Origin of the sequence: Halobacillus salinus (assembly GCF_004684905.1) — a bacterium.
Classification (GTDB): domain Bacteria; phylum Bacillota; class Bacilli; order Bacillales; family Halobacillaceae; genus Halobacillus; species Halobacillus salinus.
In genome coordinates, this window is the sequence record NZ_SRJC01000002.1 from 261639 (window position 1) to 277118 (window position 15480).

The following is a 15480-nucleotide window of genomic DNA, read 5'->3' on the forward strand; positions in this document are numbered from 1 at the left end:
AGCAACTCTCACTCTCTTTCCGAAACAAAAAGGCACCATGACACTAGCAAATACAAAAAACGCCCTCTGTACTGTCTCTAAAGCAAAAAAAACAGCCTCCACACATAGTGGAGGCTGTTCTACCTTTTATTCTTCCGTAGTTGCTTCTTCATCAAGCATTTGTGTTTCGTCCAAGTAGCGCAGCAGGTCGCCGTAGATGACTTCATCAGACATCTCAAGCTCTTCCTGTGCTTTCTCAAATCCTTCTGCACAAGCATCTGCTTCTACTTCTTCACCCGTTTCACGGTCGTAGCAGACTCCTTGAATACCAACATAGTCTTCATTGGCGAAGTCGCCATCACGTGTGATCATCAGTTGACGACGCTCTGGGTCCATCAGGTCATGACCAAATTGGACTGGGTTCGGGTCTTCGATGCCTAACAGATTCGTCAGTGTCGGACGAAGGTCGACCTGTCCACCGACTGTATGGTTCTTCTCTGCATCGATTCCTTTACCATAGATCAACAACGGAACACGTTGTAATTGGAACTGTTCATAGTCGTTAATCTCTTTGTCCAAATACTGTCCCATCGCTTTCTGGTGGTTTTCAGAAATTCCGAAGTGGTCTCCGTAGATTACGAGAATCGTATTATCATAAAGATTGGACTGTTTAAATTCTTCTACCAACTGTTTCAACGCTTCATCCTGATAACGAATCGTCTGGAAATAACGGTTCAGTGTTCCACTATTCGTTTCTCCCTCTTCGATCAACTTCTTATCTTCCGGCAAATCGAATGGGTAGTGGTTTGTAAGCGTAATTAGTTTCGAATAGAACGGTTTATCCATTTGTTTCATCTTATCTAAAGAGTCCAAGAAGAAGTACTCATCCAAATAGCCCCACCCGAACGACTTCTCAGGAGTAATTTCATAATCTTCTTTCGAGAAGAAATCATCGTAACCTAATGAATCATACATCACGTTACGGTTCCAGAATGTCTTATCATTCGCGTGCATGACATTCGTGAAATATCCATTGTCACTCAGCAGGTTAGGAAGCCCTTGATACTCGTTTTCAGAGTGTGTAAAGAAGACGGCTCCGCGGTTAAGAGGATACATAGAGTTTGCTAAAAGGAATTCAGAGTCTGATGTACGCCCCTGTTTTACTTGGTGATAGAAATTATCGAAATAGATTCCTTCTTCTTTCATATCGTTGAAATATGGTGTCAGTTCTTCACCATGCAAAGTGTTGTCCACTACAAACGTCTGTGTACTCTCCATGGAGATGGCAATAACGTTCTTGCCTTCTGCGACACCTTCCAATCGATCACTGTCTTCTTCTTTCTTTTCATTCAAGTAGTTGATGACAGGCACCAGTTCGTTACTATCAGCTAAAGTCTTCGTCATTTCCGTCTTACCTTGAAGTACAGCATCATAAACGTGGTAGTTGATCAAACCGATATACTTCACAAGCATATTACGGTCGAAGGTACGCTCAAGTAAGTCCGTACGCTCCGTCTCTGCCCACTGTAGGTTCACAATGAACAGGGGAATCGCAACAATAGCCAAAATCAATCCTTCGCGGCGCTTTGGCATGAACTGTGTAAGTTTCTCAGGGTTTAAGTAGAATAATAGAAAAGCTGCAATCAGAACATCGACGAATAAAAAGATATCTGTCGGAGAAAGGATGGTTGTGATACTTCCCCCAAGGTCCGCCAAGTTCGCTACTTGGTTCAACATCGGTATCGTGATAAAGTCATTGTACTCACGGTAAAATAGGATGTTGACATAAAGCAGGATAGAGCCAAGAATATAGGAAACGAACATTCCTTTACGTCCACCTAGCAAGATCCCGATACCGAAGATCAAGAAGATACTGCTGAGTGGGTTAAAGGCAAGGATCGAGGCCTCATTCGCATTCTCTACCTTTAATGAAAAGATGTTACCTTGTATATAGGACATTTTAATCCAGAAAATCCCGATGATGACGGCATAAATTGCTAATTTCATTGCTGTTTGTTTGTTCATATATTTTTTGAATGTAAACATTGTAAAACCTCCGTAAATTTACATTACCCAATTTTAACGCATAAAACAGCTTTTTTGTATAAAAAATATGTAGTTTAAATAATCTGACACATTTGTTACTGATTTATCAACGGTTTGTAACGTAAAAATCGAACATAAGCACTATGAAATACATTTTTTACTAGTATGTACCGCATATTGTAATTTACCTTCGTAGGTCTTAAAAAGGCAGTAGCTGCTATCCCCCGTAGCAGCTACTGCCTTTTTTCATACTCTTTCTCATAATGTCGTTTCAAATGGAATCGATGGATCAATCGAATGGTCGGTCGGATCAACATTTGCAAACTACCTAAGACAAACAAGGTGACACCCCATGTTTTCAATGCCTCAAAATAAAAGAAGATACTTCCGACTAGGAACCATACTCCCAGCAGGAAATCGTTGACTGTGTACCACGTTTCATAATTCTTTTTGAAAAATATCCCGTGACCTCCCATCTTGATTTCGACATACTGGTCCTTTGTATGTTTTTGGGCATCTGCTTGCTCAGCCATCCAATCACCTCCATTGTTGGAATACCCTTTTCGCTTTACTTCTATGTACTTTCACAACAATAAATAAGAGCCGGGCATTCACCCGGCTCTTGATTACTCTTCGGTTTGGAGCTCCACAATGATGGCGCTTAGAATGACAAACATAATCGTCAATGAAATCGTCACTGCGAAAGCAAATGTCATTACGACCCCTCCTCTACCATGTTTGGAAACGTCCGGACCCTGGTGGTGCATGTTGAATAATCTCGCTTAACGGAATCGTGTATGCAAGAGCAATAAGGACAAAGGCAATCCCGATCCACACTTTCCAATTTTCAAGTAGTGCCGGGGTACCAGACACATCACTTTCCGCCATCGGAAACGTCATTTTGCTTTCCTGGTCTGATACAGGTGCGAACCACCATAGTTGAATGACGATGTAAATGAGCAATAACGCTGACAAGAAGAGGATCGAACCTCCCACAGCCATAATGACGTGATTCGATAAAACTCCTTCAAACCACGCGAGGGCGTCTTCATGAGCATAGCCGGTGTAGGCGGTACGTCTTGGGGCACCAAGTAACCCCAACATATGCTGTGCCGTACTCATCAGAAGCATCCCTATCGACCACGTAAAGATTTGTAAGAATGCAAGTCGCTGCAAGTTCTTTGTGAACTGTCTTCCTGTTAAATATGGGATAAACCAAAACGTTAGGCCGAAAAACGTCATAGCAACAGGTGTACCCACTGTGATGTGAAAATGACCAACCACCCAGAGCGTGTTATGCACCAGTTCATTCATTTGAAAGCTTGCGTTGATAATTCCCCCAGCTCCACCTGGAATGAAGAAGAGCATTGCAATCAAGATCGATGTGAACCGTACGTCTTTCCAAGGAAGCTTCGTGATCCACCCGAATAAGCCTTTACCACCTAATTGACGGCCTCTCGTTTCGAAAGTAGCAAATAGGGAGAAAGCTGTCATAAGGGATGGAATGATGACCATAAACGTCAAAACCGTTTGTAGAAACTTCCAAAAGCTTGCGATACCTGGTTCAGTCAGCTGGTGGTGAAATCCTACAGGAATCGAAAATAGTATAAATAACACAAAGGATAGACGAGCAAGCGAGTCGCTGAACACTTTTCCACCGATCAGCTTCGGAACGACGACGTACCATGCCATATAGGCAGGTAACAGCCAGAAATACACGAGCGGATGACCGAAGTACCAGAATAAGGATCGACTAAGTTCCACATTGATTCCATCTGTCCAACCGAACGCCCAAGGGATGAACTGGAACAATACAGTGGCTACAACACCTAAACAGGCAATAACCCAAAGAATAATAGTAGCAACGGTCATGAAGGCGAACAGAGGACTCAATTGTCCCTTATTGGCGCGTCTCCATTTCACATAATGCCCGATTAGAGCAAACCCCTGAACCCATGTGCCAATGACGAACAAGGCTAGCCCTACATAGAAGAGTCCATGAGCCTGCAGAGGCGCATAAAAGGTGTACAGCACCGATGCCTGACCGGAGACTACCATGACTACTACGAGTAGCGTACCAAGCAATGTGATCCAGAAGCCGATCCAGTTCCACAGGATTACACGAGGACCGAATTGCCCCAAAGCTTTACTCGTTCCCGCTTGGAAAAAGGCAAAAATAAAGAACGTTGTAAATACGATAGCAAGTAATAGACCGTGTGCTGTGAGGATCTGATAATAATCCAGCCACCCAGGAAGGGTTAGCGCATCATTTCGAATAAAGACTTGTAGCAAACCACATAGCGTTCCTATAAGAAAAGCCGCATAGGCAACCGCCGTATTTGCCAATGGCAATCGACGATCATTTGGTAGATTCATAGATTGATTCATGACTCGACCACCTCAATTTCTGCACTCATAAAATGATGCCCCGACCCGCAATACTCATTACAAATGATTAAATACTTACCAGGTTCTTTGAACGTATGCTTCTTGTGGTTTACTTGGCCTGGTATTGCCATCATGTTTACATTGGTACCGACGATCGAAAAGCTATGGGTAACATCTTCACTCGTTAACGTGAAGGTGATTTCTTTGCCCACAGGTACTTTCCAATCTCCTGCATCGTATCCGAATGCTTGTGAAATAATCACCATTTCATACGTTCCATCCGACCTCTCATGTAACCCTGTCTGGTCGAAAGGAGCCGTTTCTCTCACCTTGTTAGGATCGATTGTCATATGACCTCCTGATGGGGTGTTTCCTTGGTGAAAAGCACTGACGCCGACGACACTAAGAAAAACGATCAACGATATAATACCGAATGCTAACCAGATCTTTTCATATTTGTGCAAATGCATGCCTTTCCCTCCTATAAACGACTGACGTAAAGAAAGTAAATACTAACCCACATTAAAACGATAATAAAACCAACAAAGAAAACACTGATGAGCGTCCCTTTCAAACTAGGTTGCTGCGATTTCTTCATCCAACCCCATCCCCTTTATGTAATTACTTACCATTATTGTATCGTGCAAAAGTCTCAAAAATGATTGGGGAATCCCCTACAAGTTGCTTCTCGTAATCCCTGAATTTCGTTTTTGAACATAAAAAAAGCCTGATTTCTCAGGCTTTCATGTACTGAATAGGATAAATGTTCAAATTGCAGGTGTAAGAGTGAAGTCAGCGTAGCTTAGGTATTTCCAACTCGACCTTAGTCCCACCATTTAACGGAGAAGTCACACATAGCGTTCCTCCTACAGAGCGTGCCCTCTCTTCCATACTGAATAGACCTACCCCTTTACGTCTTTCGTCCTCTCTGATTCCAACTCCCTCATCTATGATGGAAAGTTGTATGGAATCACTTGTTTCCTTGATGGAAACAACCGCTTCTGTGACTTGAGCATACTTACGCACATTCGTCAGGGCCTCTTGAATAACACGATAGATGGTCGTTTCTACATCATTGCTCAAACGGTAACTATAATCGGCATATAGGTGTACCCGAATATCATATGAATTGTCCATACGATTTACGAAGGAGCGAACAGCAGGCATCAGCCCAAGTTCATCCAATGCAGGTGGCCTCAATTCCCAAGACATGTCTCTCACGCTTTGAATAAGACCACTCGTATCTGCCTCAAGCTGCTCGAGCAAAGGGTGATCCACATCCTGCATCAGACGGTGCACACTGATCAAGAGACTGTATAGTTCTTGACCTACTCCATCATGGAGCTCACGAGAGAATTTACGCTTCTCCTCTTCCTGTACATCCACGAACCGGGTCATCATATGTTGTAACTCCTGCTCCACACGTTTCCGCTCTGTTATTTCATTTCGAATGGCCAGGTATTGATAAGGTTTTCCGTTCTCTTTCAAGAACGGAACAATCGTCGTGTCCACCCAGTAGTAACTTCCATCTTTCGCTCGATTCTTGATTTCGCCTTTCCATACCTCACCGAACCCGATCGTTCTCCAAAGATTCTTAAAGAAAGCTTTGGAATGATGTCCTGAATTCAGGATGCGATGGTCTTTTCCGATGATCTCTTCAAGACTGTATTTAGAGACCTCACAGAACTTCTTATTCGCATACCGGATGACCCCTCTTTGATCCGTTACGGCTACTATAGAGGACTCATCCAAAGCATATTTTACGTCTATCAATTCTTTCAAAGGTTCATAAAACTGATGATCCAGGTGACTTCTTTGCACAAGGTTTTGAATGGTGATGATATAGGAGTCCCGTTCTGATATGGAAAGGGGATGGACCACTAGGAAGACAGGAAAGGGAGGGCGATCCGCTGGCTTGATATAGCGCTGGATCACTGTTCCTTTCTCGCATGTTTCAAGCTCATCCAGTGGAAAATCCAAAAAGAGATTCTCTATATGTAGGGGATGACCCTTTATTTGAAGAAGGGATTCCGCTTTCGCATTCAACTGTTCCACCAGTCCTTCAGCATTAATAAGGATCATCCCTTCTTTTTGGTCGACTTGCGTAGACACACGATCAGAATGTTGCTTCATACTACCCTTTCACCTCTTCTCTTATCCATTGATCAAGTTGCTTTACATAGGGCTCAAAGACCTTTCTTTCCGGCAATATGACCTCCTTACGGTAACCGATGAGCAACACTCCGATAGGAAAACGATAGGTTTCTAAGGGAATGGCAACAAAACTCTCGATTTTTTCGGACATCAAGATAGGGTATTCAGACGGTTTCTGTGTCCATTCCTTTTTGGAAGAACACAACCATGCTGTCCCGACCTGCATCACTCTACCAGCAACACCGCGCCCATAGGAGATTTCCATAGCTTTATACTTTTCATTTAAAGCATTATGAGCATACATCCATTTGATTTTCCCTATATCATGATCCATTAGCGCAATTGCCAGAAAGTCAGCGTTTGATGCCATTTGCAGTTCTTTAAACAATTCATTGATGTGGATCATCATATCACCTTGTATACCCGATTAGGCCCTTTTTCCAAGCGTACTCCACGAGTTCTGGACGCGTTTTCAACTGAAGCTTTTCCATTACGCGTGCCTTGTGCGCTTCGACGGTCTTTACACTGATGATTAATTTCTCTGCGATATCTTTATTCGCATATCCCTTTGCGACGAGAGCCAGCACTTCTCGTTCCCGGTCTGTCAGAGAACGATAAGAATCCACTTGACCGCCTTGCTTTATCTTATTCATATAATCCTCCATCAAACGTTTCGTTGCAGAAGGATACAAGTAAGCGTCCCCTTGACTCACTTGTCTGATCGCTTTCATCAGCTCCTCATGAGGGGCACTCTTAAGGATACACCCAGATGCACCGAGCTCTATCCCTCTAAATAAATACTCTTCGTCATCGTGCATCGTTAAAATCAATATATGCGTATCTGGAAAGTGTTTTTTTATTTCCGAGGTGGCAGATAGTCCGTCTTTACCGTGGGGCATTGATAGATCCATCAAAACCACTTGTGGGGCTTTATCTTCCACTTGCTGATATGCTTCATCGCCTTCAGATGCCTCTCCAATCACTTCCATGTCTTTCTGAGCATTCAAAAGCATCTTCAGCCCTGATCGTACCACTGCATGGTCATCTACAATGATGATTCGGATCATCGCGCGTCTCCTCCCTTCCCCAGTGCCACATTACTTCTTTGGCTTGGACGTCTACACTTGCTTTTATGTCTGTTCCATTCAATAAACAAGGAACAAATTCCTCCTCTAATGAGAACCGAACAGACCACTCTCCTTCTAAAACCATGACATCGATTGCCTGAACGTTGTAATCAAACATCTTTGTGACAACCCGCTGAAGCTGCCGAAAGGATTTCATCTCACTCAGTGGCAGCAGCTTTTCTCCTTTATAGGAGACAAGTACCCCATGCTTTTTCTCTAATACCTGGAGGAACGCGGCTACATGCAAATATGTCTCTTTGTGATAAGAAACATGAGGGAAAATTTCTGTCGAACGGTTTCTCATATCACTTATAACATAACGTACTACACGCTCCGCTTCTTCTTGCTTCGATTCGTCCATTTCCATATAGGCTAATACGCTGGTTAACAACTGTGCGTACCTTTCATGTAAATCCTCTGCCACTTCCATCAACGAATGCTCATAATACCCCATTAAGTTTGTTGGTTCGAACGAGGAGTGCATCTCTTCACCTCACCAAAAATCGTTTTATTTACTATATTATACAAGGAATTCGGAAGGCACCCTATTAGGGACTCCCCTTATTTTTTATACTGAAAAACCTTCATAAAGTTTCAAGAACTGGGCATGACTAATGGAAGGAGGTGGGACATATGCCAGCTTATTTGTGTCCAAGCTGTAAAACGAATCGTTCACGCTTCAACATCATTGAGCAAAATCCGAAATCCGTCAAAATGGATCCGAGAAGCGGGGACGTTGTTCAGGAATATGGACCCGGTGAACAAGATGCCTTTCACGCTGCTTATCAAGGTCCAGAAATCAAAGTACAGTGCGGGGCATGCGGATTGATTGAAGATGAGAAGTCTTTCGCAGCTTTTGCAGAACATAATCGTTTAGATTAAAAAAAGAAGCCTAAATCGGCTTCTTTTCTTATTGGTTCATTCTTGATAGGAAATCCCCTAGCGGATCATCATCCTCGTCGTCCTCTTCTACAGCATCTTCTTGTGCAGAATGAAGGTCAGCTTGTAAGCTATCTAAACTCACATCATCTAAATCTTGACTATCATCGGTGAAAAGAGGTTCTTCAGGCTCATCTGGGATGACTGGCTCATCGACTTCCTCAGAAGCCGCCTCCTCTTGTAAGTAGAGCGCTTCATCGATATCCGCCGTATTACTATTCAGAGAAGCAAGCAATGAAGTTGCTCGCATAGGGTCCATTAACAATTGGTATAAAATACTTCCAATGAGGGCTTCGGAATGTTCATGTTTAATCCAATTCCGCTGTTCTTTTGAGAGGGATTTAGGGAGGGGGACGGTAATAGTCTCTTTTTCTCTCGATAAGGACTGGTTCACCCCTTCCAGAACGAATTGAGCGATTTTACTCGAAAAATTCCTTCTCTCCGTCTCTTTCAAGTGAGTGAGCTGTTTTAATAAATGATCAGGTGTATCCGAGGGGACTCGAAATGTAATCGATTGTCCCCTCTCTACACGCTTCCTAGATTGGCTCATTAACTATCACCTTATTTATTCGATGAGGCTTTTTGCTGTTCTTTTTTCGCTTGTTTTTCACTCTTACGAATAAAGTCAGCAATTAATTTGTAATACGCATTAGCCATCATCCAGATACTTTCATTCTCATCTTCAAAGAATTCGATGTTATAACCATCCAGCTTATTGTTCAACGTTTTAATGTACTCTTTTAAGACGGCAGAACCTCCACCTACGAAGTAGCAGATCTCCGACTGAGAGTTCTTCTGCCATACGTTTCTTAAGTAGCGGTACTGTTTCTTCGCTAGCTCGAGCAGAATACGGTCCGTAATGTCATGGACATTCGTCCGGCTGCCTCGCACCATAATATGATGGCGGTCATTCTTACGCGTGATGATGTCTACAACATCACGACGGCTGTCTAATTCAACGCCGTGTTTAGTTAAGATCTCATCTCGGATCATTTCAAGCGACTCAGAAACACCCAAATTGAAGCCTTGAGCCTTGTCATCATCGACGTTACGGTTGCGAATTACTGCTATGTCAGTAGACAATCCACCGATATCTTGAATTAGGATCTGTTTATCAATCAACTCTTTATTAATAACATTCAAATCGTTATCCATTACTAAGTTCACATAAGCTGCAAACCCCTCTGGGTACACCTTCACTTCATCGAATTTCAAGTTCACTTTGATTCCTTGATATCTCGGCGTGACAAGGAATTCTACTTGGTGGACAGAGCCTAACAGCTGAGAGCGGTACCCTACATCTTTACCTTCTTTTACTTCACGTAAAGGAAGCCCTGTTCCTAATGTATAGTTAGATTCAATTACGTTATTTTTGGCTGATTGAGCATCTTTTAAAGAAACGGAATCTAATGCAAGAGCAGCGAATAACATTACTAATGTCTGGTCTTCCTCCGACTTATAACTACCTGGGTCAAGCTCTGTCGAGTTCGTTGTCTTCGTAGCTAGGTTCCCTACACGGTAGATGGCATTGTTTTCTCTTAATGCCGGTGAATGCACTCGAATGTGTAGATTATCGAGTGGATCTTTCTCGTCTAATTCTTCTATACCGATAACAGGTCGGTCTTCTAAATCTCTTGCAATAACGTTCGGAATATATAAAGAAGACTCGAGTTTTCCAAAGTTTGCCTTCACCGCATCGTTTCCTACATCAACCGCAGCAATTCTTGATTTTGTCATGAATCAGCTCTCCTTTGAGAAGTTACTAGATTTTGGATCTTACTAAGTTAAATCTAATAAACTATCAAAAAATAGTCAATGCGCCATTCGGTGTACCCAATTTTGCTTACATGTGTACAATAACGTTTACTTGAGTACAAACACGCAAACACATTGATATAACAGCCTGCATACGCTTTTGTACACAAGTAAACGTATTTGCAAACATATTGTACACAATTTGTTTGCAAGAATACATATATGTGTACGTCTACATTATCCCGAATAATTATACATATTTCTCCACAAAATCACGGACTTTGTTCTATTCTCCCTGTATTAGAAGCCGGGCTAAGTTTTGTTTTTTTCTTAATTTTTTTCAAAAAAAATAGAGTGAAGTCTTTTTCACTCTACTGCCAGCCTCCTAAGCCGCCTCTCACGTTTATAATTTTCGTGAACCCTTGCTTTTTCAACTGCTTCGCTGCCTTCATACTTCTCATGCCACTCTGACATAGTAAAACAATGCTTTCTTCTTTATTTAACTCGCTCGACCGTTTATTAAGATCGGAAAGCGGGATATTCTTAAAAGGTTTTCTGTGGTTACGTTTGAACTCACCAGTCGTTCTGACGTCGATGAACTGCGTCTTTTTATCCTTCGTTAATTGCTGCACTTCTGCTCCAGATATAGTAGATATCCCTTTAGCAGGCATAAGCCACTTCACAATAAGAAATACAAACACTAGAGCAATAACCCATTGAAACAAATCCATAATTCTTCCCCCCTACTCTCCACAAATGCATGGAACTTGTTGATCTTCCACATCGCAAGCTAATGTATATCCTACAACACGGTATCCTTTTCTACGTAACAATCTCGTGCATAAGTTTTTCTCTACATGGTCTCGAACGATAAGGACAATCTCTTTATCTGGTAAGTCCCGGTGATGACGATTCAGGTAAGAAAGCGGAATGCAGTAAGCATCTTGGACTATATCACGACTGGATGTCTGATAGTCTCTTGCATCTAAGAGCACCACTTCATCATCCCATTCTTCTATTTGTAACGGCTTTACACCGGTAACGGGCATATAACGATTTAGGAAGAACAATAGCACACAAACACCAATTCCAATTGCAACAATACTCATTTAGATCTTCCTTTCTAACTATAATCCTTATTCATCATATACCTACAAGGGTATAAGTGTCAACGGTATTGCTCGCATCATAAATGGGCACATTTAGTTCGTTTGGTTTATTTATTCTTACTAAGGTGTCCTTCACAGCTTCAACACTCTTTTATAGGAGTCTAGTATTAAAACCTCCTACAAAACCGTTCTAGTAGCCTTTAAATAAAGAAAAACTCAAAGAAGGTGCAAGCCTTATTAAGTTAGTACGTTGTGCTTACTGTCGCTCCGGAAGGTCTAACATACTACTGTGTTTCATCCCTACTAGTGAAAGCTCTATGTAATTGTTTTTAGACAAAAAAGAGCTGATCCCCTTCTGGAGGATCAGCTCTTTATAGCCATGATTATGGCAAGTATTTACGTGGGTTCACAGAGTTCGAGCGACTGCCGTTCCAAGACCCTTCGTGGATTTCGAAGTGTAAGTGCTGTCCGGTAGAATCTCCTGTACTTCCCATATTACCAAGGAATTGACCTTGTTTGACCGTTTGACCAGCGGATACTGCTGGCGTACTTCTCATATGAGCATACAGCGTCGTGAATGTTTGTCCATTGATTTGGTGGGCAATAAACACGACGTTCCCATAACTAGAAGAATAGTAAGAACGGATAACTGTTCCGTCAGCTGATGCGTGAATTGGAATTGTTCCACCACCGGCTAAGTCAATACCTGAGTGAAGGCGCTTCGTTCCATAAATCGGGTGAACACGGTATCCGTACTCAGATGACGTTCCAGCATTAGCAGGCCATGCAAAGGTTGAGTTTCCAGAAGATTGATAGCTAGCACTGGAACTGGAACTAGAGCTGTTACTGGAGTCAGAGCTTGAGGTTGACTGAGAGCTTGCTTCAGCTTCCTCACGTGCTTTCTGAGCTTCTCGCTTCTTACGCTCGGCTTCTTTACGCTGGCGTTCGATTTCTTGTTTGATAGCTGACTCTTGAGCAGCGAGTGTTGCGTTTTCTTCTTCAATATCCATAACGTGATTATGCAGCTCTTCTTCTTCACGTTCTAGCGATTGTAGTAACTGGTCTTTCTCTTCTTTATTACGATCGAGTTCTGCTTTAAGGCTTTTCAGTTCATCTAACTTATCTTCAAGAGATGCAAGTTCTTCTTCTACTTTTGCTTTTTTCGATACAACGGCTTCTTTATCGGCTTTATGCTGTTCTAGGATTTCGCGGTCCTGTTCAGCAATGGTGTTGAGACTAACGACGCGTTCTAGGAAGTTACCGAAGCTTTCGGCTCCCATTAAGACGTCTATGTAATCGATGGCACCACCGTTTTGGTGCATCGACCTTACACGGTCTTTCAATAATTCATCGCGTTCTGCAATACGCTTCTTCAATTCAGCGATTTCTTTTTTCAATTGCTCAATGTTCTCACGTGTCTTTTTGATCTCTGATTCTTTCGTGCTGATTTTCTCACGTGCCTCCATGATCTGGTTATCTAGGCGGGCAATTTCAGCATTCACTTGTTCCTGGTGTTCTTTCACATTTTCAAGCTCTTCTTTTGTTTCAGCCTTTTTCTCTTGGTTGGCTGATTGCTTATTCTGGTTCTCTTCAAGTTTATCATCTAAAGAGTTAGCCAGTGCAGGGCTTGAGAAGAACCCGGATATGGCAAGGCTCACGGTCATGACGGCAACAAACAGTTTAAACTTCACTCGGTCTTCCTCCCCCAAATCTATTAGTTATCCAGTCTTGTTGTCTCTATACTTTCAAATACTTGCGAATCGACGTAAAGCTACCCCATAATCCGATAGTGACTCCCATTAGAAGGAGGAGTGCGGACACTCTCAACACGAAAGGATAAACAGGTAATATATCTATAAACAACGTTGGGAAACGGGTTTGAATTTCAGTGTAAAGGAAATCGTATCCGAAGATGACAATCGCTATAGGAATCACAGACCCCAACACGCCAATGAGAATTCCTTCGATTAGGAATGGCCAGCGTATGAACCAGTTCGTGGCTCCGACCATTTTCATAATTCCGATCTCCCGCTTACGGGCTACAATCGTAATACGGATTGTGTTCGCAATTAAGAACATTGCGGTGAACAATAATCCTGCAATGATAGCTAGTCCAACATTACGAGCGATGTCCATGACATTGAAAAGACGTTCGACGGTTTCTTCCGCGTACTCCACCTTTTCAACACTTTGGAGATCTTCTATGGATTTTGCTACTTCAATCGTGTCTTCCGGCTCTTCTGTCTGAACAATGAACACATCATTAAGCGGGTTCTCTTCTTTCAGAGATTCAAAGACTTTCCCTTCCCCACCTAAACTGTCGATCAATTTATCAAGGCCTTCTTCTTTCGATTGGAATTCAACAGTAGATACTTTGGACATGTCCGCTATCTGCTGTTCTAAATTATCCCGTTGATCTTCATCTGCTGTTAAATCTATAAACACACGGACTTCTACATCTTCCTCAATCTGAGCTCCGATATCGTTCAAGTTCAATAAAATGGCTGCAAATACTCCGACGAGTAAAAGCGTGACTGTTACGGCTGAAACGGATGCTACTGTCATCCATGAATTTCTAGTTAAGTTCTTGAATCCTTCTTTTCCGTGGCGACCGAACGTCTTCATTTTCATATTTTGGACACCTCTTGCTTTCGTCGATCGTGTATAAAGATGACATCAATCGACATGAAATGACGAAATTCGACAAGATGACCTACACCTGTAAGGTATACGTTCTTATATGTGCTTCATCACTTCTCTTTTTCGAGCTCATTCTGTCAATCTAAGATGTACATCTTATGTATTTCTTGTCGTTTTGTGCAGTACCCTCTCATTATAACAAAGAAATTCGCTAATAAAAGACAATTTATTATTACATTTGTGTTTCATAACGTTACATAATTATAGAGATTGTCGACTCTTCTTGACAGCTGTAAAGGTCTTTAGAACCACTAATATAACTATTATTTACAGAGGTGGAGGGGATAAAAAAAGACAGCCCGATTTCCGAGCTGTCTTTGATAAATTATATCTTTATTGGGTCTGTTTACTTTTGGCTATCAAACGTACTTCATACCATGCTTTCTGCTTTTGTTTACCTGTTTCCACTACAGAAGCAGAAGGGTAATACTGACGAATCATTTCCACTTCTTGCTTGGATAAGCGCAACTCTCGCTTGTACACGCCATCACGGAACGATTCTAAGAGAAACTGTTGGAAATCTTGCTTTTTCATTTTCCGCACTCCCTGTCAGTGAAGCATTATTTTTGGTAAACCGTTTCTTTCACCACAACATTCGCAACGACTTCCATGGGATCGATAACAGGGACCGTTACATGGTAGGGCTTCAATACCAGCCCTATCTCTGTGCAACCTGAAATGATCACTTCCGCTCCGTTTTCAATTAACTCTTTTGAAGCCTCTTGAAGTAGGTGAAGCGATTCGCCATCTGTGTTGCCGCTCTTAATTCCATTTGGACCATAAATCGCCTGCATCACTTTGTTTTGCTGTGTTAATGATGTCGGGTAGACAACATCCATATCACTCAGATATTTATCAAAAAGACCAGACTCCAATGTTCCAGTCGTCGCTAACACACCAACTTTTGCTGCTTTCGGATGGATGTCTTCGATATATTTCTTCGTTTCCAGAAATGCGTTCATCAATGGATACGAGATTTCCTTCTGCACTTCTTCAATGAAGTAATGAGCTGTCATACAAGGAATACATGCGACATCGACGTCCAACTTCTCCAGATTCTTAGCGGCATCTATCATCTCGGGTACTGGATTCGGACCGTTCCCAGCAATTGCTTCAGTTCGATCCGGAATCTTTGCATTACTGTCGATGATGACTCGGAAATGTTCCTGGTCCTTCGATGCATTCGTCGCGCGTATGATCTTCAAATAACACTCAGCTGTGGCTTCAGGTCCCATCCCCCCGAGAATGCCTATGATTTTGTCGTTCATGTAATGCCTCCTTGC

General features: G+C 42.3%; 17 protein-coding genes. 1 reads left to right on the plus strand and 16 read right to left on the minus strand.

Translation table 11 applies throughout. The features are described from left to right. Nucleotides 1–126 precede the first annotated feature (126 nt). The 8 genes from E4663_RS11865 to E4663_RS11905 all read right to left on the minus strand — a co-directional run bounded on the left by E4663_RS11865 (nucleotide 127) and on the right by E4663_RS11905 (nucleotide 8148). Nucleotides 127–2025 (minus strand): LTA synthase family protein, encoded by a 1899-nt coding sequence (locus E4663_RS11865; protein ID WP_135327773.1) that lies wholly within the window; start codon nucleotides 2023–2025, stop codon nucleotides 127–129. Nucleotides 2026–2258: 233 nt separating this feature from the next. Next, complete coding sequence (locus tag E4663_RS11870) at nucleotides 2259–2558, minus strand: YrhK family protein (RefSeq protein ID WP_079477691.1); 300 nt, start codon at nucleotides 2556–2558, stop codon at nucleotides 2259–2261. A gap of 196 nt (nucleotides 2559–2754) precedes the next feature. Beyond that, complete coding sequence (locus E4663_RS11875; protein ID WP_193554846.1) at nucleotides 2755–4413, minus strand: b(o/a)3-type cytochrome-c oxidase subunit 1; 1659 nt, start codon at nucleotides 4411–4413, stop codon at nucleotides 2755–2757. Further along, nucleotides 4410–4883, minus strand: coding sequence for a cytochrome c oxidase subunit II (locus tag E4663_RS11880; protein ID WP_079477690.1), 474 nt, complete (start codon nucleotides 4881–4883; stop codon nucleotides 4410–4412). The genes E4663_RS11875 and E4663_RS11880 overlap by 4 nt, the downstream gene beginning before the upstream one ends. 322 nt (nucleotides 4884–5205) lie before the next feature. Continuing rightward, nucleotides 5206–6546, minus strand: coding sequence for a PAS domain-containing sensor histidine kinase (locus E4663_RS11890; RefSeq protein WP_193554847.1), 1341 nt, complete (start codon nucleotides 6544–6546; stop codon nucleotides 5206–5208). Nucleotide 6547: 1 nt separating this feature from the next. Then, on the minus strand, nucleotides 6548–6976 hold the full coding sequence (locus E4663_RS11895; RefSeq protein WP_135327774.1) for a hypothetical protein: 429 nt from the start codon (nucleotides 6974–6976) through the stop codon (nucleotides 6548–6550). Between the two features lies 1 nt (nucleotide 6977). Continuing rightward, entirely contained in the window at nucleotides 6978–7634 is a 657-nt protein-coding gene (locus E4663_RS11900) for a response regulator (RefSeq protein WP_135327775.1), read from the minus strand. Next, nucleotides 7609–8148 carry a hypothetical protein gene (locus tag E4663_RS11905; RefSeq protein ID WP_135327776.1) on the minus strand — a complete coding sequence of 180 codons (540 nt, stop codon included), beginning with the start codon at nucleotides 8146–8148 and terminating at the stop codon, nucleotides 7609–7611. Before E4663_RS11905 ends, E4663_RS11900 begins: the two co-directional genes overlap by 26 nt. Before the next feature lie 179 nt (nucleotides 8149–8327). Here E4663_RS11905 and E4663_RS11910 point away from each other — a divergent pair, with 179 nt between their 5' ends. Continuing rightward, complete coding sequence (locus E4663_RS11910; RefSeq protein WP_135327777.1) at nucleotides 8328–8576, plus strand: DNA alkylation repair protein; 249 nt, start codon at nucleotides 8328–8330, stop codon at nucleotides 8574–8576. A gap of 28 nt (nucleotides 8577–8604) precedes the next feature. Here E4663_RS11910 and E4663_RS11915 read toward each other — a convergent pair whose 3' ends face one another. The 8 genes from E4663_RS11915 to cuyB form a co-directional block, all read right to left on the minus strand. Beyond that, nucleotides 8605–9183: a hypothetical protein gene (locus E4663_RS11915; RefSeq protein ID WP_135327778.1), complete on the minus strand. Its 579-nt coding sequence runs from the start codon at nucleotides 9181–9183 to the stop codon at nucleotides 8605–8607. Between the two features lie 11 nt (nucleotides 9184–9194). Then, entirely contained in the window at nucleotides 9195–10370 is a 1176-nt protein-coding gene (locus E4663_RS11920; RefSeq protein WP_079477682.1) for a ParM/StbA family protein, read from the minus strand. Between the two features lie 389 nt (nucleotides 10371–10759). Then, entirely contained in the window at nucleotides 10760–11119 is a 360-nt protein-coding gene (locus E4663_RS11925) for a rhodanese-like domain-containing protein (protein ID WP_135327779.1), read from the minus strand. A 12-nt stretch (nucleotides 11120–11131) separates the two neighbouring features. Continuing rightward, complete coding sequence (locus E4663_RS11930; protein ID WP_135327780.1) at nucleotides 11132–11497, minus strand: rhodanese-like domain-containing protein; 366 nt, start codon at nucleotides 11495–11497, stop codon at nucleotides 11132–11134. Nucleotides 11498–11880: 383 nt separating this feature from the next. Continuing rightward, nucleotides 11881–13188, minus strand: a complete 1308-nt coding sequence (locus tag E4663_RS11935; RefSeq protein WP_241657187.1) for a murein hydrolase activator EnvC family protein — start codon at nucleotides 13186–13188, stop codon at nucleotides 11881–11883. A gap of 46 nt (nucleotides 13189–13234) precedes the next feature. Continuing rightward, nucleotides 13235–14128, minus strand: coding sequence for a permease-like cell division protein FtsX (ftsX, locus tag E4663_RS11940; protein WP_079477679.1), 894 nt, complete (start codon nucleotides 14126–14128; stop codon nucleotides 13235–13237). Nucleotides 14129–14530: 402 nt separating this feature from the next. Further along, the gene (locus tag E4663_RS11945) at nucleotides 14531–14731 is read right to left on the minus strand and encodes a hypothetical protein (RefSeq protein WP_079477678.1); all 201 of its coding nucleotides are present in this window, start codon (nucleotides 14729–14731) and stop codon (nucleotides 14531–14533) included. Nucleotides 14732–14757: 26 nt separating this feature from the next. Continuing rightward, nucleotides 14758–15465, minus strand: coding sequence for a cysteate racemase (cuyB, locus tag E4663_RS11950; RefSeq protein WP_079477677.1), 708 nt, complete (start codon nucleotides 15463–15465; stop codon nucleotides 14758–14760). Between the last annotated feature and the right edge of the window lie 15 nt (nucleotides 15466–15480).